The sequence below is a fragment of the Pseudomonas sp. GW823-FHT03E05 genome, assembly GCF_058796855.1.
Genome location: NZ_JBXAJB010000001.1, coordinates 1,635,699 through 1,655,421, shown reverse-complemented (window position 1 = coordinate 1,655,421; position 19,723 = coordinate 1,635,699). Strand labels below are relative to the sequence as shown.

14 protein-coding genes are annotated in these 19,723 nt (G+C 66.7%); 3 read left to right on the top strand and 11 right to left on the bottom strand.

The annotated features are described in order from the left end of the window. Positions 1–2: 2 nt before the first annotated feature. The 8 genes from capB to AC1RCO_RS07100 all read right to left on the bottom strand — a co-directional run bounded on the left by capB (position 3) and on the right by AC1RCO_RS07100 (position 9,715). Positions 3–1,748, bottom strand: a complete 1,746-nt coding sequence (gene capB / locus AC1RCO_RS07135; RefSeq protein WP_011061027.1) for a caprolactamase subunit beta — start codon at positions 1,746–1,748, stop codon at positions 3–5. Positions 1,749–2,043: 295 nt separating this feature from the next. Next, positions 2,044–3,678 carry a BatD family protein gene (locus AC1RCO_RS07130; RefSeq protein WP_258611868.1) on the bottom strand — a complete coding sequence of 545 codons (1,635 nt, stop codon included), beginning with the start codon at positions 3,676–3,678 and terminating at the stop codon, positions 2,044–2,046. Then, a complete protein-coding gene (locus tag AC1RCO_RS07125; protein WP_019093496.1) occupies positions 3,675–5,420 on the bottom strand; it encodes a tetratricopeptide repeat protein in 1,746 nt (581 codons plus the stop codon). Before AC1RCO_RS07125 ends, AC1RCO_RS07130 begins: the two co-directional genes overlap by 4 nt. Beyond that, complete coding sequence (locus AC1RCO_RS07120; RefSeq protein ID WP_492617576.1) at positions 5,417–6,493, bottom strand: vWA domain-containing protein; 1,077 nt, start codon at positions 6,491–6,493, stop codon at positions 5,417–5,419. Before AC1RCO_RS07120 ends, AC1RCO_RS07125 begins: the two co-directional genes overlap by 4 nt. Then, a complete protein-coding gene (locus AC1RCO_RS07115; RefSeq protein ID WP_011061031.1) occupies positions 6,486–6,980 on the bottom strand; it encodes a DUF4381 domain-containing protein in 495 nt (164 codons plus the stop codon). The genes AC1RCO_RS07120 and AC1RCO_RS07115 overlap by 8 nt, the downstream gene beginning before the upstream one ends. Beyond that, positions 6,977–7,918, bottom strand: coding sequence for a DUF58 domain-containing protein (locus AC1RCO_RS07110; RefSeq protein WP_011061032.1), 942 nt, complete (start codon positions 7,916–7,918; stop codon positions 6,977–6,979). Before AC1RCO_RS07110 ends, AC1RCO_RS07115 begins: the two co-directional genes overlap by 4 nt. Before the next feature lie 5 nt (positions 7,919–7,923). Beyond that, positions 7,924–8,883 (bottom strand): AAA family ATPase, encoded by a 960-nt coding sequence (locus AC1RCO_RS07105; RefSeq protein WP_003218556.1) that lies wholly within the window; start codon positions 8,881–8,883, stop codon positions 7,924–7,926. A 475-nt stretch (positions 8,884–9,358) separates the two neighbouring features. Next, entirely contained in the window at positions 9,359–9,715 is a 357-nt protein-coding gene (locus AC1RCO_RS07100; RefSeq protein WP_019094865.1) for a hypothetical protein, read from the bottom strand. A 547-nt stretch (positions 9,716–10,262) separates the two neighbouring features. On the opposite strand from AC1RCO_RS07100, the gene AC1RCO_RS07095 reads away from it, so the two are divergent. Further along, positions 10,263–15,122, top strand: a complete 4,860-nt coding sequence (locus AC1RCO_RS07095; RefSeq protein ID WP_492617575.1) for an NAD-glutamate dehydrogenase — start codon at positions 10,263–10,265, stop codon at positions 15,120–15,122. A 97-nt stretch (positions 15,123–15,219) separates the two neighbouring features. Here the strand turns inward: AC1RCO_RS07095 and AC1RCO_RS07090 are convergent, their stop codons facing one another. The 3 genes from AC1RCO_RS07090 to AC1RCO_RS07080 all read right to left on the bottom strand — a co-directional run bounded on the left by AC1RCO_RS07090 (position 15,220) and on the right by AC1RCO_RS07080 (position 18,275). Continuing rightward, complete coding sequence (locus AC1RCO_RS07090) at positions 15,220–15,942, bottom strand: META and DUF4377 domain-containing protein (protein WP_015635425.1); 723 nt, start codon at positions 15,940–15,942, stop codon at positions 15,220–15,222. 367 nt (positions 15,943–16,309) lie between these two features. After that, a complete protein-coding gene (locus AC1RCO_RS07085; RefSeq protein WP_026020192.1) occupies positions 16,310–17,674 on the bottom strand; it encodes an ArnT family glycosyltransferase in 1,365 nt (454 codons plus the stop codon). Positions 17,675–17,960: 286 nt separating this feature from the next. After that, a complete protein-coding gene (locus AC1RCO_RS07080; RefSeq protein WP_011061037.1) occupies positions 17,961–18,275 on the bottom strand; it encodes a hypothetical protein in 315 nt (104 codons plus the stop codon). 244 nt (positions 18,276–18,519) lie between these two features. Between AC1RCO_RS07080 and AC1RCO_RS07075 the strand changes: the two genes are divergently transcribed. Continuing rightward, positions 18,520–19,176: an STN domain-containing protein gene (locus AC1RCO_RS07075; RefSeq protein WP_050783811.1), complete on the top strand. Its 657-nt coding sequence runs from the start codon at positions 18,520–18,522 to the stop codon at positions 19,174–19,176. After that, positions 19,173–19,718 carry an RNA polymerase sigma factor gene (locus AC1RCO_RS07070; RefSeq protein ID WP_011061039.1) on the top strand — a complete coding sequence of 182 codons (546 nt, stop codon included), beginning with the start codon at positions 19,173–19,175 and terminating at the stop codon, positions 19,716–19,718. The genes AC1RCO_RS07075 and AC1RCO_RS07070 overlap by 4 nt, the downstream gene beginning before the upstream one ends. Positions 19,719–19,723 lie beyond the last annotated feature (5 nt).

Genomic DNA, 19,723 nt, shown 5'->3' with positions numbered 1-19,723 from the left:
GTTCAGGGGCGGGCGCGCAGGGCGCGGGTGGCGTCGTGGTCCAGGCGCTGCTCGGCGTCGAACACCACGCCGTAGTCCAGGCGCGCGCCTTCGAGGGAGACCAGGCCATTGCGCAGGTCTTCGGCCACTCGCTCCAGGGGCCGCAGGAAGGGGTCGCCATAGCCGCCACCGCCGGGGTTGAGGTTGATCACCCGCTCTCCGGGTTGTGCGGTCAACTGGGCGTTGTGCTGGTAGGTGTGTTCCTGGCCGTCGGCACGGCGATGGGTCAGGCGCCCGAGCTTGGGCGCCAGCAGGCCGTTGCGCGCCCCCGCGGCGCCGGCGGTGGGCAGTTGCCGGCCTTCGCCGAAACCCACCACGGTCATCGGGTGCTGCAAGGGTTCGATCTCGATGCAGGTGCCCGAGCCGCCGCGAAACTGCCCGGCGCCGCCGCTGTCGGTGATCAGGCTGTAGCGGTGGATGAGGATCGGGTAGGCGTATTCCAGCAGTTCGATGTCGCCGGACATCAGCGCGCCAAAGCAGCACAACGGGCCGCAGGCCGGCCAGCCGTCCATGGCCTGGTTGGCCCCGGCCCCGGAGATGATCGAGGCCAGGACCATGGTCACGTATTCGGCGTTGTCGTTGCGCGGGTCGTGGCCGGCGATGTTGATCCCGCTGGCATGGCCCCAGGACGCGGTGACCCGTTCCGGCGCGGCCTGCTCCAGGGCCTGGCGCACCGCGTCGGCGAGGGTTTCCATGGGGGTGGTGGTGCTGTTGACGTGGGGCGCGGGTTCGCTGGCGTTGCACAGGGTTCCGGGCTCCCCCAGGTCGACGCTGATGCAGCGGTACAGGCCCTCGTTATAGGGCGGCGGCACCTGGGCGAACATCATCAGCCCCAGGTACACCCCGGACACCGAGTTGCCGGCGTAGGAATTGATGAAGTAGGGCACCTGGGGCGGGCTGTCGATGCGCACCCGGGCCTGATCGCCGCTGATCTGCACCTGGGCGGTGATGGTCAGCTGGCCCAGGCCGTGGCCCGAATCCTCCAGCACCGCGCTGCCGTGGTAGAGGCCATCCGGCACCTCGCGCAGCAGGGCGCGCATGTGCCGGTCGGCCATGTCCTTGAGCTCGCCGATGCAGGCGCGCACCTGTTCCACGCCGTAGCGCTCCAGGAGTTGCAGCAGGTGCCGCTCGCCGACGCTGCAGGCGCCGTACTGGGCATTCAGGTCGCCTTCCTGGTAGACCCGGGCGCGCATGTTGGTCAGCAGCAGGTTGATCACATCCTCGCGGCGCTGGCCCCGGGACCAGAGCTTGACCGGCGGAATCCGCAGGCCCTCGGCATAGATCTCCCTGGCGTCCGGGTTGTAGCCGGCGGGCACCGGGCCGCCGATGTCGGTGAGGTGGCCCTTGCACACCGCCCAGAACACCAGCTCGCCCCGGTAGAACACCGGTTTGTACATGCAGCAGTCGAGGATATGGCTGCCCTGGTAGGCCGGGTCGTTGTGGTAGATCACGTCCCCTTCATGGATGTCGTCGCCGAAGAATCCGGCCACGCATTTCATCGCCGGGATCAGCGAGCCGAGGTGGATCGGGATGTCCTGGCCCTGGAGGACCATTTCCGGGAGGTGGTCGAACAAGGCATTGGAGTAGTCGTGGGCCAGGTTGAAGACGCTGGAGCGGCCGGTTTTCTCCAGGGTCAGGGTCATTTCACGCTGGGCGGTTTCCAGCGCCCCTCGCACCACGGCGAGGGTGATCGGATCTACTGTGCTCATGGCTCACCTGAGTTCTTGTTGTTCTCGGGGTGGGGCGCGACGGCTGTTGCGCCCACGGCCTTAAGCTACGCGCAGCCAGGCGCACCTGGCTTGTCGTCGGGTGCAGGGCTTTTTGCGTTCTGGTGCACTGTTGCCACTGCTGAATGTGGGGGGCACGCGCTGCAGGAGCTGGCTCCCCAGCGAACAGGCCCGCCCAGGCGCGGCATGGCTTACGGGGCTTTTCGCCGGCAAGCCGGCTCCTGCGCGGGAGGTCGCCGGCAAGCCGGCTCCTACGGGGGGCTGCGCGAAGCGCCGGCTACTTGGGGTACAGCGGCGGCAGGCTGGTGGTGTCCGCCACCGGGTCCTGGACCCGTTCGTCGATCGGGATGGCGCGTATCGCTCGCCACAATTCCTCGCCCTGCCAGTACTGGCCGGTCTCGCTGTAGAGCGCGCCGTTGAGGCCGTCCAGGGCGTCGGACAGCGGCACGAAGCGCGCGGCCATTTCGGCCAGGGTTTCGGGCTGTTGCCGGGCCCAGGCGTCCAGGGCCTGGCGGGTAGCCTGGGGGTCGTTGGCCTGGCAGGCACGCTTGAGGTCGTCCAGCAGCGAGCGCGGGCTGGGGCCGGTCTGGGTGGCGCGCAGCACCGCCGGCTGCCAGCGGGCGCGCCACCACAGGCCGAAGCCCAGCAGGGTGGTGCAAGCCAGCAGCAGGGTGCTCAGTTGCCACAGCCACAGGTTGCCGCTGTCGGGCCCGGCCGGGGCGTTGCCTGCCGGGGTGTCCACCACCAGGCTCGGGTTGTTCGCCACCTGCAGGGCCCGCGACGGCAGGCTGGTGCTTTCCAGGCGGTCTTCGACGGTGTTCCACCAGGTCACTTCAATGGCGGGCAGTTCGACGTTGCCGGGGCGGGTGGGCACCAGCGCCTGGCGGTCTTCGCGAATGCCCAGAAGGCCCTGTTCAACGTGCTGGTTGCTCAACTGCGGCTGGTCCGGGTAGCTGCGCAGGCCATTGACGTCGGCCAGGGGCAGCGGCGGCAGCTGGGCGCTGGACAGGCCTTCGGCGCGCAGGGTCAGGCTGCGGGTCAGGGAGTCTCCGACCTGAGGGTGCTCGGGCTCCGGGTTCCAGCTTTCGCTCAGGCTCAGGCTGCGGGCCGGCAGCCAGGGCGCGTCGGCCGGGTAGGTGGCGGGCTTGGCCTTGACCTGCAGGCTGATGTCACTGGAGCTGACGTGGATCAGCTTGCCGGCCCGGGGCGTCTGCGAGCTGGTTTCCTGGCCCGGGTCCGGGTTGGCCAGGGTGGCGCTGAAGGTCAGCGCGGGAATCTGCAACGGCCCGCTGCGCTGGGGATAGAGCGCGTAGCGCATCTCGATCACCCCGTGGCGCACGCCATTGATGAGCTTTTCGTAGGTGCGCGGCTCGCCCAGCTGTTCCACCCGGGTGTCGCTCAGCAGCAGCGGGCTCAGGCTGCTGTCGTCGAACAGCGGCACCGAGTGGTAGATGTGCAGGGTCAGCAGGGCCTGGGCCTGGACATAGACGCTGGGCTGGTCGAGCTCGGCTTCGATGAACACCGGTTCCAGGCGGGCGTTCTGGTCCTGGGCCGGGCTGGTGTTGACCTGCAGGCTCAGGGGCTGGCTCTGCAGGCTGCCCAGTTGCAGCGGGGCGATTTCCAGGGTGCCGGTGTGGCGCGGCAGCAGGGTGACGATCCAGCGGGTACTGGCGTGGTTGTCCCCCAGGCCGTTGAGCTGGTTGACCTGGCGTGTGCCGCGCACCTCGAATTGTGCCTCCAGGGGCGCCAGGTCCGGCTTGCCGAACTGGGTGACATCGGTGGACTCCAGGGTCAGCTCGACGGTTTCCCCGGAATTGACCTGGCTGCGGTCCAGGCTGGCGAGCAGGCCGGCAGCCTGGGACTGGCCAGTGCAGAACGCGAGGGCAAGCAGTAGGGCGGTGCAGCGGGTCATCGAGTTTTTCCCTGATCCTGATGTTGTTGCTGTTCGTACCAGAATTTGCGCCTGAGCAATTCACCCGGGTCGTCGGGGATCTTGCGCAGCCATTGTTCCAGCGCCTGCTGGTGTTCAGCGTCCAGGCTGTCCTCCACCGGGCGCAGCGGGGTGGTGGTGTGCTGGTCGTCCAGCTCGCTGCCGGGCACTTCGCTGTGGCCGGCGGCCTGTGGATCCGGCGGCGGCGTGTCGCCTTCGTTGGCCGGCGTCTGCGCCGGGTCCTGCGGGCCATCGCTGCCCGGTGGTGGCTGGGTGGCCGCGCCGCTGGGGCCCGGGCGGGTGTCGTCGCCTTCGGGGGTGTCCGGCTTCTTCGCCGGTGGCGGTGTTTGCGCCTGGGCCTGTTGCTGTTGCAGCAGGCTCTCCACCAGGGCCTTGTTCTGCAACGCCGGTTGCAGGTCCGGCTGGCGTTCCAGGGCCTGCTCGTAGGCGTCGATGGCGGCTTCCAGCTCGCCGCTGCGGGCCAGAGCGTTACCGCGATTGTAGTGGGCGCGGGCGTCGTTGCCCTCGGCGAAACGCTCGGCGGCGGCAGTGTAGTTGCCGGCTTCGTACAAGGCCACGCCTTGCCATTGCGGGTCCTGGAAATGCCGCGCGGCCTCCGCCGGGCGCTGCTGTTGCAGAAGCCGCTGGCCCTGCTGGTCGGGGCGCAGCCACAGGTCATTGAAGTCGAAGGCGTAGCTCGGTTGCGGCACGGCGAACAGCAGCAGGGGCAGGCAGAACAGCCAGCCCCGGCGCCCGGCGCAGGCGGCCAGCAGCAACAGCGGCAGCAGCAGCCAGTAGCCCTGGTCGGCCCAGGTATCCAGGCGCAGGGTCTGGCCGTCGCTGCGCAGGCCTTGCGGGCCGCCCAGCAGGCCCAGGCCGCGCAGGTCGCTGTCGTCCAGGCGCGCCTGGCGGTAGCGCCCGCCCACGTCGCCGATGAAGTGCTTGAGGTCCGGGCTGTCCAGGCGCGATACCAGGATCGCGCCCTGGTCGTCCTTGAGGTAGCTGCCGTCTTCCTGGGCCACCGGGGCACCGTCGCGGCTGCCGAAGCCGAGCATCAGCAACTGCGGGGCGTCGCCCTTGAGCGCCTGGCGGATGCCCTGGCGTTCCTCTTCGTTGAGGGAGGAGGCCATCAGTAGCACCCGGCCCTGGCCCAGGGCCCCCTGGTCCAGCAGCTTCAGGGCCTTGAGCAGGGCCAGGTCGGCGCGCTGGCCGGCCTGGGGCATGATCGACGGCTTGAGGGCGTCCAGCAGGTTGCGGCTGGTGGCCAGGTCATCGGACAGCGGCACCAGGGTGTGGGCGCTGCCGGCGTAGACCACGATGGCGGTCTGCGCGTCGCTGCGCAGTTGCAACAGGTCCAGCAGCTTGTGCCGGGCCTGCTCCAGGCGATCGGGCGGCACGTCGTTGGCGAGCATCTGCGGGGTCAGCTCCAGCAGCACCACCAGCGGGTCGGCGGGTTTCTGGCTGGTCTGTTCCACCCGCTGCCAGCTGGGGCCCAGCAGGGCCAGCACCGCCAGCAGCCAGGCCAGGCCCAGGGCCACCCAGGGCAGCTTGCTTTCGCGGCCATTGCCGCCGCTGAGCAGGGCGGCGTGAAAGGCCGGGGGCAGGATCATCTGCCAGCGCCCGGCGCGTTTCTGCCGGTGCCAGAGCTTCCACAGCAGCAGCGCCAGCAGGGGCAGTACCAGCAACCAGCCGGGGCGGAACCAATGGGGCCAGAGGCTGATCATCGACGCCTCCGCAAGCGCAGGCGCTTGAGCCGCTGGCGCCAGTCATGGGCAGGCAGCAGGAAGTTCGACTGGGTGAAGAAGCGTTGCAGCGGGTTCTGCGGCCAGCGCTCGCGCAGCACCAGCAGCACGCTGAGCAGCAACGCCGTGGCCAGGGGCCAGTGGTACAGGGCCTGGGCCTGGCGTGCCTGGGTCGGTTGCTGGGCCACCGGTTCCAGTTGGTCGAGGGTTTGCTTGATCGCTTGCAGCTCCTGGCCGTCCCGGGCGCGGAAATAGCGCCCGCCAGTGACTTGCGCCAGCTCCTTGAGGGCCGGTTCGTCCAGGTCCAGGCTCGGGTTGATGCCCAGCACGCCGAGGGTGGCGCTCTGTTCCGGGTCGGCGCCGATGCCGATGGGGTAGATCTTCACCCCTTCCTCGGCGGCCAGCCGGGCGGCGGTGATGGGGGCGATCTCGCCGCCGTTGTTGGCGCCGTCGGTGACCAGGATCAGCACCCGGCTCTGGGCCGGGCGCTGGCGCAGGCGCTTGAGGGCCAGGCCGATGGCATCGCCGATGGCGGTGTTCTTGCCGGCGATGCCGATCTTCGCTTCATCCAGCCAGACCCGCACCGTGTGCCGGTCGAAGGTCAGGGGCGCCTGCAGGTAGGCCTTGCTGCCGAACAGGATCAGGCCCACCCGGTCGCCTTCGCGGTGTTCGAGAAAGTCCCCCAGCAGGTGCTTGACCAGGTTCAGGCGGCTGACGTCCTCGTCCTGCCATTGCATGTCGGGGAAATCCATGGAGCCGGAAACGTCCACCGCCACCAGCAGGTCGCGGCCGCTGGCGGCCACCGGCAAGGGGTCGCCCAGCCATTGCGGGCGCGCGGCGGCCAACAGCAGCAGGAGCCAGAGCAGGATGAAACGCACCTGCTGGCGCCAGGCCGGGAGGTGGGCGCGGGCCCGGCGCTTGGACAGGCCTTCCAGGTCACTGAGAAAACTGACTTTCAGCGCCGGCTCGCCGCTGTCGGCCACCGGCAGCACCAGGCGCAGCAGCCAGGGCAGCGGCAGCAGGACGAAGACCCAGGGCCAGGCGAACTCAAACATGCTTGCGAATCCAGGTGTCCACCGCCTGGGTCAGGCCGGCGATGGCTTTGTCGTCGAGCTTGCATTCGGGCTTGTAGGCGCCTTCCACCAGCACCATCCAGCGGGTCAGGCCGGCGGCCGGGCAACGGTTGTCGAGGAACGCCAGCCATTTGCGCCCGTTCAGGGTGTGGCTCTGGCTGTAGGGGTAATGGTTGCGGCACAGGCGCTTGAGCAGGGCATTCAAGGCCTGCAGCCAGGCGCCGGCGGGGGCACCGTCATAGGGCTTGGGCAGCAGCGCCAGTTCTGCCAGGGCGGCCAGGCGCACCGGGTCCAGGGGCTGCTCGCTGCGGGCGCGCACGGCCTTGCGCGGCCACAGGTGGCGCCAGTGCCAGAGGGCCAGGCCCAGCAGCGGCAGCAGGATCGCCAGCAGCCACCAGCCCGGGGCCGGCGGCCACAGGCTGACGGCGGGCGGCGGCAGCAGCGGTTGCAGTTGTTCCAGGCTGCTCATCGGCCGGCTCCGGGGCGCTGCGGGTTGAGGTACTCGCGCAGCTGCTCGACCATCTCGCTCTGGGTGCTCAGGGGCATCAGCAGCACCCGCAGCTTTTGCGCCAGGCGTTCCCAGCGGGCGATGCGCGCTTCGCTCATGGCGCGGTAGGCCTGGCGCAGGTCGTAGTTCAGGGTGTCCAGTTCCAGCTGGGCGCCGCGTTCGGCAAAGCGCAGCAGGCCGGCGGCGGGCAGGGCGTGGTCCAGCGGGTCGGAAAGGGGCATCAACAGCAGGTCGCAATGGCGCGACAGCAGGCTCAGTTGCTGCTCGGCGGCGTCGCTCAGGGCGCGTTCGTCGCAGATCACGATCACCAGGCTGCCGGGGCGCAGGACTTCGCGCCCGCGCAGCAGCGCGGTGCCCAGGGCGTCGCGCTGGGGCCGGGCTTCGCTGTGCAGCGACTGGTTGACCCGCACCAGGCGGTTGAGCAGCTGCAACAGGCTCTGCTTGCTGCGCCGCGGCTTGATCTCGTAGTGCTCGTCGTCGCCGTAGACCAGCCCGCCGACCCGGTCGTTATGGCCCAGGGCGGCCCAGCCGATCAGGCTCGCGGCCTGGGCGGCGAGCACCGACTTGAACATCAGCCCCGAGCCGAAGAACAGCTGGCGGCTCTGTTCCACCATGATGAAGATCGGCCGCTCGCGCTCTTCGTGGAACAGCTTGGTGTGCGGTTCCTGGGTGCGCGCGGTAACCCGCCAGTCGATGGTGCGCACGTCGTCGCCGGCCTGGTAGACCCGCACCTGGTCGAAGTCCACGCCGCGCCCGCGCAGCTTGGAGTGGTGCAGGCCGATCAGCGGGCTGCGCTGGCTGGGGGTGGAGAACAGCTGCACCTCGCGCACGCGATGGCGCATCTCGATCAGCTCGCCGAGGGTGATGCGAATGCCGGGTTCGGCAACGGGCTGGGTCATGGGCTTCAGGCGACGGCAACGACGTCGAGGATGCGCTGTACCACACGGTCCTGGTCGATGCCGGCCGCTTCAGCCTCGAAGGACAGGATGATGCGGTGGCGCAGTACGTCGAACAGCACGGCCTGGATGTCTTCGGGGCTGACGAAGTCGCGGCCGGCGAGCCAGGCGTGGGCCCGGGCGCAGCGGTCCAGGGCGATGGAACCGCGGGGGCTGGCGCCGTAGGCGATCCACTCGGCCATCTCCGGGTCGAACTTGGCCGGGGTGCGGGTGGCCATCACCAGTTGCACCAGGTATTCCTCCACCGCATCGGCCATGTACAGGCCGAGGATTTCCTTGCGTGCGGCAAAGATCGCCTGCTGGCTGACCCGGCGCTCGGGCTTGGTTTCGCCGTTCAGGGCTTCGCCACGGGCCTGCTGGAGGATCCGCCGCTCCACCGCGGCGTCCGGGAAGCCGATCTTGACGTGCATCAGGAAGCGGTCGAGCTGGGCTTCGGGCAGCGGGTAGGTGCCTTCCTGCTCGATGGGGTTCTGGGTCGCCATCACCAGGAACAGCGGCGACAGTTCATAGGTGCTGCGTCCGACGCTGACCTGGCGCTCGGCCATGGCTTCGAGCAGGGCCGACTGGACCTTGGCCGGAGCGCGGTTGATTTCGTCGGCCAGCACCAGGTTGTGGAAGATCGGGCCTTGCTGGAACACGAAGCTGCCGGTTTCCGGGCGATAGATCTCGGTGCCGGTGATGTCGGCGGGCAGCAGGTCGGGGGTGAACTGGATCCGATGGAATTGCGCTTCAATGCCTTCGGCCAACTCCTTGATGGCCTTGGTCTTGGCCAGCCCCGGAGCGCCCTCGACCAGCATGTGGCCGTCGGCGAGCAGGGCGATGAGCAAGCGCTCGATGAGTTTTTCCTGGCCGAGAATCTGCGTTGAAAGAAAGGTTCGCAGCGCCAAAAGCGCTTCACGATGTTCCATCGGTGACTGTTCCTGGAGAGGGTGCGCCCCGGGCGTTGAGGGAACGTCGGGGCTGGGGGCGATACTTTAATCCATAGCGGGGGTCGGCGACTAACGGGGAAAACCTGATTTGGCGAATTAGTCGAAAAAAATCCGTGTTTTATTCAGCACCACGTGCACCCCGGTAGGAGCCGGCTTGCCGGCGAAGAGGCCGGCAAGGTTTGCGGCGGGGCCGAAGACGCCTTCGCTGGCAAGCCAGCTCCTACGCTCGGGCGCGGTGTTGGGGTTCTGGTAGGAGCCGGCTTGCCGGCGAAGAGGCCGGCAGGGTTTGCGGTGCAGCCGAAGACGCCTTCGCTGGCAAGCCAGCTCCTACGCTCGGGCGCGGTGCTGGGGTTCTGGTAGGAGCCGGCTTGCCGGCGAAGGGGGCGGCAAGGTTTGCGGCGGGGCCGAAGACGCCTTCGCTGGCAAGCCAGCTCCTACCGGGAAGGGCGGCGGGTCAGGACAGCTGGCTGATGTAGGTGCCGGTGCCCTTGAGGATGTTCTGCAGGGTTTCCTCCACTTCGGCCAGGTCCGAGGCAGCGGTGCTGTGGCGGATCTCCAGGTGGTCGGCGCCGTTCAGGGCGTCGGCGTCGGCCGCGGCGATTTCGATCAGCAGGGTGGTGGGGCTCAGGGTCACCTTGACGCCATCGAGGGTCGAGGGCTCGCCGTCGAGGGTGATCTCCAGTTCGTCTTCGTCCGGGTAGCGGCTCATCAGGAACATCTCGCCCTGGGTGCTGTGGCAGCAGAGCATGGCCATGTTGTCTTCTTCGTCGTCGCAGGGGTTGGCGATCAGGTGGGCGGTGGTCATGTGCATGGGGGCATTCCTGAGAGAGTGGCCGGGCGGGCAGAAAGGAAACAATTCTGCCAGCCCGATGGAATTTCTGCTGGCTTGTCTGTCAGAGAACAGGTCGTGAACACAATCGCTGCGGCAGTCACTTTTGGTACGCAAGTACCGTGAATCCGGGGAAAAAAACCGGTTTTTCCACCGCGGCTGCTAGTGTTGCTCAAAGCGCGAGCGTTCTGCTGCGTGCCGTTGACCGAATATGTCGCAGCATCGCAAGCAGTTGTCACATCGCACTCGTTAAGCTGCGCAGCGGACAATTTGTTCTTAGTGCAATAGGTTGCGTCTGATTTGTGATGGTCACCTGTAAAGGCATTGCGCTCGGTTTCCCGGCTAGCGTCAGTCGTTTTTGCAGATGCCCATCCCCGGAAGGTGAATGTGACCTGTGCGTCTCGTCCAGCTTCACCCACCTGTCATCCTGCTACCTCTGCCCGAGACCAGGAGCAGGATGCAGCACCGCCCCGCGAGGGGTTTGCACGCGACGCTTCCATCAATAACAAGCCCAAGCGGAGTACCACAGATGGCGTTCTTCACCGCAGCCAGCAAAGCCGACTTCCAGCACCAACTGCAAGCGGCACTGGCGCAGCACATCAGTGAACAGGCACTGCCACAAGTGGCGCTGTTCGCTGAACAATTCTTCGGCATCATTTCCCTGGACGAACTCACCCAGCGTCGCATGTCCGACCTGGCGGGCTGCACCCTTTCTGCCTGGCGCCTGCTTGAGCGCTTCGACCACGGGCAACCGCAGGTCCGCGTCTACAACCCCGATTACGAACGCCATGGCTGGCAGTCGACCCACACTGCTGTGGAAGTCCTGCACCACGACCTGCCGTTTTTGGTGGACTCGGTACGCACCGAGCTCAACCGTCGCGGCTACAGCATCCACACCCTGCAGACCACCGTGCTCAGCGTACGTCGTGGCAGCAAGGGCGAGCTGCTGGAAATCCTGCCCAAGGGCACCCAGGGCGAAGGCATCCAGCAAGAGTCGCTGATGTACCTGGAGATCGACCGTTGCGCCAATGCCGCCGAACTCAGCGTGCTGGGCAAGGAGCTGGAGCAGGTACTGGGCGAAGTGCGGGTCGCCGTGGCCGACTTCGAGCCGATGAAGGCCAAGGTCCAGGAACTGATCCAGAGCATCGACAACAGCCAGTTCCCGATCGCCGCCGAAGAAAAGACCGAGATCAAGAGCTTCCTCGAATGGCTGGTGGGCAACCACTTCACCTTCCTCGGTTATGAAGAATTCGTGGTCGGCGCCGACCAGGACGGCGGGCATATCGAATATGACCCGAACTCCTTCCTCGGCCTGGCCAAGCTACTGCGCGCCGGCCTGACCAGCGATGACCTGCGCATCGAAGACTACGCCGTCAACTACCTGCGCGAACCGACGCCGCTGTCCTTCGCCAAGGCCGCGCACCCGAGCCGCGTGCACCGTCCGGCCTACCCGGATTTCGTCTCGATCCGTCAGATCGATGCCGACGGCAAGGTCATCAAGGAATGCCGCTTCATGGGCCTGTACACCTCTTCGGTGTACGGCGAAAGCGTGCGGGTGATTCCTTACATCCGCCGCAAGGTCGAAGCCATCGAGCAGCGCTCGGGCTTCCAGGCCAAGGCGCACCTGGGCAAGGAACTGGCCCAGGTCCTGGAAGTGCTGCCCCGCGATGATCTGTTCCAGACCCCGGTGGACGAGCTGTTCAGCACCGTGATGTCCATCGTGCAGATCCAGGAACGCAACAAGATCCGCGTGTTCCTGCGCAAAGACCCCTACGGCCGCTTCTGCTACTGCCTGGCCTACGTGCCGCGCGACATCTATTCCACCGAAGTGCGGCAGAAGATCCAGCAAGTGCTGATGGATCGCCTGCAAGCCACCGACTGCGAGTTCTGGACCTTCTTCTCCGAGTCGGTACTGGCCCGCGTGCAGTTGATCCTGCGGGTGGACCCCAAACAGCGCATCGACATCGATCCGCTGCTGCTGGAAAAAGAAGTGGTGCAGGCCTGCCGCAGCTGGCAGGACGACTACGCCAGCCTGGTGGTGGAAAGCTTCGGCGAAGCCCACGGCACCAATGTGCTGGCGGACTTCCCCAAAGGCTTCCCGGCCGGCTACCGCGAGCGCTTCGCTGCCCATTCGGCGGTGGTGGACATGCAGCACCTGCTGAGCCTCACCGAAGCCAACCCGCTGGTAATGAGCTTCTACCAGCCCCTGGGCCAGGTCTCCGGCCAGCGCGAGCTGCACTGCAAGCTGTACCACGCCGACACCCCGCTGGCGCTGTCCGACGTGCTGCCGATCCTGGAAAACCTCGGCCTGCGCGTGCTGGGCGAATTCCCGTACCGCCTGCGTCACAACAATGGCCGTGAGTTCTGGATCCACGACTTCGCCTTCACCGCCGCCGAAGGCCTGGACCTGGATATCCAGCAGCTCAACGACACGCTGCAGGACGCCTTCGTCCATATCGTGCGCGGCGATGCCGAGAACGATGCCTTCAACCGCCTGGTGCTGACCGCCGGCCTGCCATGGCGCGACGTGGCGCTGCTGCGTGCCTACGCCCGCTACCTGAAGCAGATCCGCCTGGGCTTCGACCTGGGCTACATCGCCAGCACCCTGAACAACCACACCGACATCGCCCGCGAGTTGACCCGGTTGTTCAAGACCCGCTTCTACCTGGCGCGCAAGCTCACCAGCGACGACCTGGAAGACAAGCAGCAGCGTCTGGAGCAGGCGATCCTCACCGCCCTGGACGACGTACAGGTGCTCAACGAAGACCGCATCCTGCGGCGCTACCTGGACCTGATCAAGGCCACCCTGCGCACCAACTTCTACCAGACCGACGCCAACGGCCAGAACAAGTCCTACTTCAGCTTCAAGTTCAACCCGCACCTGATCCCCGAGCTGCCCAAGCCGGTGCCCAAGTTCGAAATCTTCGTCTACTCGCCGCGTGTCGAAGGCGTGCACCTGCGCTTCGGCAACGTTGCCCGTGGCGGCCTACGCTGGTCCGACCGTGAAGAAGACTTCCGCACCGAAGTCCTGGGCCTGGTCAAAGCCCAGCAAGTGAAGAACTCGGTGATCGTGCCGGTGGGCGCCAAGGGCGGCTTCCTGCCGCGTCGCCTGCCACTGGGCGGCAGCCGGGACGAGATCGCGGCCGAGGGCATCGCCTGCTACCGCATCTTCATCTCCGGCCTGCTGGACATCACCGACAACCTGAAGGACGGCGCCCTGGTGCCGCCGGCCAACGTCGTGCGCCATGACGACGATGACCCCTACCTGGTGGTCGCGGCGGACAAGGGCACTGCGACCTTCTCCGACATCGCCAACGGCATTGCCATCGACTACGGCTTCTGGCTGGGTGATGCATTCGCCTCCGGTGGTTCGGCCGGTTACGACCACAAGAAGATGGGCATCACCGCCAAGGGCGCGTGGGTTGGCGTGCAGCGCCACTTCCGCGAGCGCGGCATCAACGTGCAGGAAGACAGCATCACCGTGGTCGGCGTCGGCGACATGGCCGGCGACGTGTTCGGCAACGGCTTGCTGATGTCCGACAAGCTGCAACTGGTGGCGGCATTCAACCACCTGCACATCTTCATCGACCCGAACCCGGATCCGGCCACCAGCTTCGTCGAGCGCCAGCGCATGTTCGCGCTGCCGCGTTCGGCCTGGAGCGACTACGACACCAGCATCATGTCCGAAGGCGGCGGTATCTTCTCGCGTAGCGCCAAGAGCATCGCCATCTCGCCGCAGATGAAAGAGCGCTTCGACATCCAGGCCGACAAGCTGACCCCCACCGAGCTGCTCAACGCCTTGCTCAAGGCGCCGGTGGACCTGCTGTGGAACGGTGGTATCGGCACCTACGTCAAGGCCAGCACCGAGAGCCACGCCGATGTCGGCGACAAGGCCAACGACGCCCTGCGCGTCAACGGTAACGAGCTGCGCTGCAAGGTGGTGGGCGAGGGCGGCAACCTGGGCATGACCCAGCTGGGTCGTGTGGAGTTCGGCCTCAATGGCGGCGGTTCCAACACCGACTTCATCGACAACGCCGGTGGCGTGGACTGTTCCGACCACGAAGTGAACATCAAGATCCTGCTCAACGAAGTGGTGCAGGCCGGTGACATGACCGACAAGCAGCGCAACCAGCTGCTGGCGAGCATGACCGACGAAGTCGGCGGCCTGGTGCTGGGCAACAACTACAAGCAGACCCAGGCCCTGTCCCTGGCTGCGCGCTGTGCCTACGAGCGTGCCGCCGAGTACAAGCGCCTGATGAGCGACCTGGAAGGCCGTGGCAAGCTGGACCGCGCCATCGAGTACCTGCCGACCGAGGAGCAGCTCACCGAGCGCGCCGCCACCGGCAAGGGCCTGACCCGTCCGGAACTGTCGGTGCTGATTTCCTACAGCAAGATCGACCTCAAGGAAGCCCTGCTCAAGTCCCTGGTGCCGGATGACGACTACCTGACCCGTGATATGGAGACCGCGTTCCCGCCAAGCCTGGTGGCCAAGTTCTCCGAGGCCATGCGTCGCCATCGTCTCAAGCGCGAGATCGTCAGCACCCAGATCGCCAACGACCTGGTCAACCACATGGGCATCACCTTCGTGCAGCGCCTGAAGGAGTCCACCGGCATGAGCCCGGCGAACGTCGCCGGTGCCTATGTGATCGTGCGGGACATCTTCCACCTTCCGCACTGGTTCCGTCAGATCGAAGCCCTGGACCACCAGGTTTCGGCTGAAGTGCAACTGGCGTTGATGGACGAGCTGATGCGCCTGGGCCGTCGTGCCACCCGCTGGTTCCTGCGCAGTCGGCGCAACGAGCAGGATGCGGCGCGCGACGTTGCGCACTTCGGTCCGCACCTGGCGGCCCTGGGCCTGAAGCTCGACGAGCTGCTCGAAGGCCCGACCCGCGAGGGCTGGCAAGCCCGTTACACCGCCTATGTCGAAGCCGGTGTGCCGGAGTTGCTGGCGCGCATGGTTGCAGGCACTACCCACCTGTACACCCTGCTGCCGATCATCGAGGCCGCTGATGTGACCGGCCACGATGCGGCGGAAGTGGCCAAGGCCTACTTCGCCGTGGGCAGTGCCCTCGACCTGCCGTGGTACCTGCAGCAGATCAGCGATCTGCCGGTGGCCAACAACTGGCAGGCGGCGGCGCGCGAAGCCTTCCGCGATGACGTGGACTGGCAGCAGCGGGCGATCACCATCAAGGTCCTGCAGATGGCCGATGCGCCGGATGACATGGAGGCCCGCGTGGCCCTGTGGCTGGAGCAGAACGCGAGCATGGCCGATCGCTGGCGCGCCATGATGGTGGAAATCCGTGCCGCCAGCGGCACCGACTACGCCATGTATGCGGTGGCCAACCGCGAGTTGCTGGACCTGGCCATGAGCGGTCAGTCGGTGCTGTAACGGCCTGACCCCGCCCAGAACCAAAAAAGCCCCGTATCTTGCGATACGGGGCTTTTTTATTGCCTGTCGGTTTGTGCCGGCTGGCGGGTGGCTCGGCTCAGTGGGCCGCCGAGGCGTCCTGCTCGACCACCATGTCCAGCACATAGACGCTGGACGGGGCATCGGCGGGTGCATTCTTCCACTCGTACTGCTTGACCCGCAGCACATTGCGCACGCCGTCCTGGTGCTCGTAGCCCTCGATGGACTGGTACAGCGGGTGCCAGGTGTCCTGGGTCGGCAGCTGCAGGCCGGCGTCGTCGTAGCGGCGCTCACGCACTTGCAGGCACTGGAAGTCGGGGATCAGCGGGTGGCTGCACTTGACGGTCTTGGCCGCCACTTCCAGGAAGCGGGTCTGGCCCTGGCTGCCGTAGCGGGTTTCCGGGGTGGGCTGGCCTTCGAACGTGAGCAGGGTGCCGTCCTGGGTGGCCAGTTGCAGGGTCGGGGTCGACTGGTCGCCGCCGAAGGTGGTGCGCAGGTCGCCCTTGAGCAGGTTGGCGATTTGTGCGTCCAGGGCCATCAGTTTCGGCTCGCAGGCCATCAGGGTGGCGGCCAGTGGCTGTACCTTGAGCACGCCATTTTCATGCTGGAAGCCGCCGAACTGGCGGTTGCAGCCGCCGCTGATGCTCAGGTTCTGCCCGGCGAAGGTCAGGCGCAGCTGGCGCTCGATGCCCTTGTCCAGGGCGGCGACGGGCTTGCCCGCCGCATCGCGGGCCGCAACCAGCTGCCAGTAGTAGGCGGACAGCGCAGGCTGGGCGCTGACGGAGGCAGTGCTGGCGGGCATGGAAGAAGATCCTTCAGGGGTGGTGGAAGCCGGGGTGCAGGCCTGGAGCAGGGCGGCACAGACGGATACGAGGAGGATGTTTTGCTTCATGGTTCGCTCTTTCAGCCTTGATGGAGTATGGCCTGCCGCATGGGGGGGCAGGCCCAGGCCGGTAACCTGTGGCGGTGAGGTCGTCGGGCCAGTGCTGCGTGGGCCGCAAGCCGCCGCAGGGCGACCTCCGCCGTTACCGATTGCGATGTGACAGCACTGTGCCAGTTCGGTTTCATCGCCGGGGGTGCCCGGGAGTGTTACCAAATCTTGCACGCTGCCGGTGAGCGCCGTTGCCTGCTTCCGGCCGGGCGCTGCGGGCCAGGTGTGGACGCCCGCCTTACCAGAACCAGTAAGGCAGGAATTTGGGAGTGGGTTCTTTGGCCAGTTCCAGATGATAGGTGATGGCGTTGAAGAAGAACCCATCCAGCAAGAGAAAGGCCGCCACGCCGAATGCCAGGACGATGACCTCGTAATGCCGGTGCCCGGTGTACTGCCGGCCGATCCAGTAGCGTACGCCGCTGAGCAGGGCAAAGCTTGAAAACACCCCGGCGAAGTCGGGCTGCAGGGGCCGGGCGGCAAAGCTGTTGTAGCCCAGCACCAGCAGCGCCAGGAACGCGCCGATGGTCGGCAGGTTCAGGCACAGGCGCAGCAGGCGTCTGCGGGTGGCGCTGAACAGGCCGTTGGGGTCGATGAAGATGTAGGCCGCCAGCAGGGAAATGGCCGGGGTGATGGACAGCACGTAACGCGCCTTCTTCGAGTTGGGGATGGTGAAGAACACAATCAGCACCACGAACCAGGCGCCCAGGTGCAGCAGCAGGCGCGGCGCCGACAGCGACGGGGCGCCGAGCCACTGGCGGCCGCTCCTGGCCATCACGCAGAGGGCGTAGAACGCCGTGAAGCTGTAGGTGATCAGCCCGGCGCTGAAGTAGAAGTAGTAGCGCGGCGAGTGATCGCTGGCGATCCGGCCCAGGCCCTGCATCTCCAGCACTTGCTGCATGAAGGCATCGCCGCCCTGCACGTGGGCGGCCCAGGCCAGTAGCGCGACCCCGGCGGCGAACAGCAGGCCGCTCACCAGCGAGAACCCGACCAGGGTTCGCCACTGCCGGCTCAGCAGGTAATAGCTGCCGACCACCAGTGCCGGGCCGATCATGCCGATCGGGCCGCGCAGGGCAAAGCCCAGGATCAGGCCGAGGAACACCAGCGCCAGGCGTCCGCGTTGCTGCTTGAGGTCGGCGGAGTAGGCCAGGTAGAAGCAGCCCGCGGTGATCAGGGCGGGGTAGATGTCCAGGGCCAGGGAGTTGACGCTATCCACGAAGGCCCAGGTGAACAGCGCAAAGAGCACGCCGCACAGGCCCCATTTGCGCTCATGCAGGGCCCCCAGCTTGTAGATGAACACCAGCATCAGCGACGCAGCGATGCAGAAGGGCAGGCCCATCGACAGCACGGACAGCTGGCCGAAGGGCAGCGACGCCAGATAGACCAGCACCGTGTTGGCAATGGTGTAGTCGGGGTAGGGCTGCAGATCGTCGGCAATGGGGAACAGCGTCATGCCGTGCTGCAGCATGTAGTCGGCAAAGTCGACGAAGCGCGTGGTGTAGTTGAGGACTGCCGGTTTGTACTGCAGCGCCATGAACAGCGCGAGGGCAATCAGGAAAATGCTTTGGCAGGGGCGCTGCAGGATCAGCTTTTTATAGTCTTCCATGCGTCCAACACGCAAAAAAACACCAATGATAGGGTGGCCGGCAGGCGAACGCCATCCACGCGCCGTGTTCGGGGCCGTTGCCGGCACCGGGGTTCAAGGCTCGGCAATCTAGCGCGCCCGGGGTTAACGCCCGGTATACGGGCAGGGGCTGATCAAGGGGGCGCGGCGCAGTGCGCGATTGGCCACGGGGCGACCGTCGCCCGCTGCCTTCGCCGCTGTCCAGGCGGGCCCTGGGACGGGCCCGGTGGCGGGTAGCGGCCCGGCAATCGGCCGACCGCGGCGCCGTTCAGGGCCGTTGCGGCTTGACCGAGGTGCCGAAGGTGTTGCCCATGCGCACGCCGGTGGCCGCCGGCGTCGAGAGCCCGACCTGATTCGGTGGGCGCTTGTTCACCGGGTCCTCCAGGGCCTGCTGGTTGGCCTGGGCCGCCTTCACTGCGTCCGGGTTGTTGCCCATCTGTTTGCTCAGGCAGTTGTAGTCGGGGGCCTTGTAGCCGCCGACGCTGACTTCCACGCAGCCCTCGCTGGCTTCTTCGGCATGCAGCGTCCAGGGCAGGGCGCTGAGCAGCCACAGGGCTGCGCTGTATCGGCTTAATCGTTTCATCCTGGCCTCCTGGCTGGCCCGGGGAATCGGGCTTCGATGCCGGCCGAGTGTAGTGCAAAGCCCGGCCTGAAAAAGTGATGGTTTTTTTGCCGTGGCCGTAACACCAGATTCATAAACTGGCCTCAGGATGACGCTTTTCAGGGATTGGACCGCAGTGCAGCGACGCAGAGCGCAGGTCGGGCGATGGACTTCATTGCACGGGGGCTTGGCGACCTGTGTGGTGGCGCTCGGGCTGCTGCTGTGGATGCCGGCGGGCTGGGCCCAGGGCCCTCCCGGCGGGCCGCCGCGGGTGGATTCACAGGCCCTGCTGGCACTGGAGATACCGGCGCAGAACCTGGCGGATGCCCTGGAGCTGTTCAGCCGCGCCACCGGGATGGCGGTGCTGGTGGACCGGGAGCTGACCCGGGGCCGGCGCTCGGTGGGGATCAACGGTCACTACAGCGCCCGGGAAGGCCTGAGCCGGTTGTTGGCCGGCAGTGGCCTGATGGCCCGCTACGCCCGCAGCGATGCTTTCACCCTGCAGGTGCCGCAGGCCACACAGCCGGCCGTGCAGCCCGGCGCGGCGGGCAGTCGTGCGGCGCGGCTCAACAGCAGCTACGCCAGCGCCCTGCAACGGGCGGTGGAACGCAGCCTGTGCGGCTCGGCGCTGACTCGGCCGGGGAGCTTTCGCGCCTTGCTGCAACTGTGGATCGGCGGCGACGGAGCGGTGCAACACAGCCGCCTGGTGAGTTCCACCGGCGACCTGCAACGGGATGAGGCGCTGGTGCAGCGCCTGGCCCAGACCCGGGTCGAGCGCCAGGCACCGAGCTCGTTGCGCCAGCCGCTGACCTTACTCTTGATACCGGACACGACAGGGAAACGCATGGACTGCAAGGAATGGGAAGGAGCTTCCGGGGTATGAAAAATACCGGACACAGTGCGATGGTCAGGCTGTTCCTGACGTCCTACGAGGATTTTCGGGTGCGCTTGCGCAGGCGCCTGGGGTCCGAGGACCTGGCCAACGACGTCCTGCACGAAACCTACCTGCGGGTCGACCGCATGGAAGAGCCGCCGAACCTGGCGCAACCCAATGCCTACCTGTACCGCATGGCGCTGAACATTGCCGCCGACCGGCGCCAGTCCGATGCCCGCCTGCTCACCGGCGATGAGGTCGAGGAGCTGTTGCAGATCGCCGACGAAGCCCAGGACCCCTCGCGGGTGGTGGGTGGCCAGAAGGAAATCCAGACCCTGCTCAAGGCCCTCTACGAACTCCCGGCGCGGCGCCGCAAGATCTTCATTGCCGCGCGCCTGGAAGAGGCGCCGCACCTGGAAATTTCCCAGCGCTTCGGCATTTCCACACGGATGGTGGAGAAGGAACTCAAGGCAGCCCTCGGCCATTGCGCCCTGCGCCTGGAAAGAAAAGTCATTCAGCGGTTCGGTCCCGGGGCCGGAAAACCGTCCTAGACAAA

What these genes read in the sequence shown, in the direction of transcription:
- capB (WP_011061027.1), bottom strand. Translation starts at nt 1,748, where the DNA reads ATGAGCACAGTAGATCCGATCACCCTCGCCGTGGTGCGAGGGGCGCTG.
- AC1RCO_RS07130 (WP_258611868.1), bottom strand. Translation starts at nt 3,678, where the DNA reads ATGACCCGCTGCACCGCCCTACTGCTTGCCCTCGCGTTCTGCACTGGC.
- AC1RCO_RS07125 (WP_019093496.1), bottom strand. Translation starts at nt 5,420, where the DNA reads ATGATCAGCCTCTGGCCCCATTGGTTCCGCCCCGGCTGGTTGCTGGTA.
- AC1RCO_RS07120 (WP_492617576.1), bottom strand. Translation starts at nt 6,493, where the DNA reads ATGTTTGAGTTCGCCTGGCCCTGGGTCTTCGTCCTGCTGCCGCTGCCC.
- AC1RCO_RS07115 (WP_011061031.1), bottom strand. Translation starts at nt 6,980, where the DNA reads ATGAGCAGCCTGGAACAACTGCAACCGCTGCTGCCGCCGCCCGCCGTC.
- AC1RCO_RS07110 (WP_011061032.1), bottom strand. Translation starts at nt 7,918, where the DNA reads ATGACCCAGCCCGTTGCCGAACCCGGCATTCGCATCACCCTCGGCGAG.
- AC1RCO_RS07105 (WP_003218556.1), bottom strand. Translation starts at nt 8,883, where the DNA reads ATGGAACATCGTGAAGCGCTTTTGGCGCTGCGAACCTTTCTTTCAACG.
- AC1RCO_RS07100 (WP_019094865.1), bottom strand. Translation starts at nt 9,715, where the DNA reads ATGCACATGACCACCGCCCACCTGATCGCCAACCCCTGCGACGACGAA.
- AC1RCO_RS07095 (WP_492617575.1), top strand. Translation starts at nt 10,263, where the DNA reads ATGGCGTTCTTCACCGCAGCCAGCAAAGCCGACTTCCAGCACCAACTG.
- AC1RCO_RS07090 (WP_015635425.1), bottom strand. Translation starts at nt 15,942, where the DNA reads ATGCCCGCCAGCACTGCCTCCGTCAGCGCCCAGCCTGCGCTGTCCGCC.
- AC1RCO_RS07085 (WP_026020192.1), bottom strand. Translation starts at nt 17,674, where the DNA reads ATGGAAGACTATAAAAAGCTGATCCTGCAGCGCCCCTGCCAAAGCATT.
- AC1RCO_RS07080 (WP_011061037.1), bottom strand. Translation starts at nt 18,275, where the DNA reads ATGAAACGATTAAGCCGATACAGCGCAGCCCTGTGGCTGCTCAGCGCC.
- AC1RCO_RS07075 (WP_050783811.1), top strand. Translation starts at nt 18,520, where the DNA reads ATGCCGGCGGGCTGGGCCCAGGGCCCTCCCGGCGGGCCGCCGCGGGTG.
- AC1RCO_RS07070 (WP_011061039.1), top strand. Translation starts at nt 19,173, where the DNA reads ATGAAAAATACCGGACACAGTGCGATGGTCAGGCTGTTCCTGACGTCC.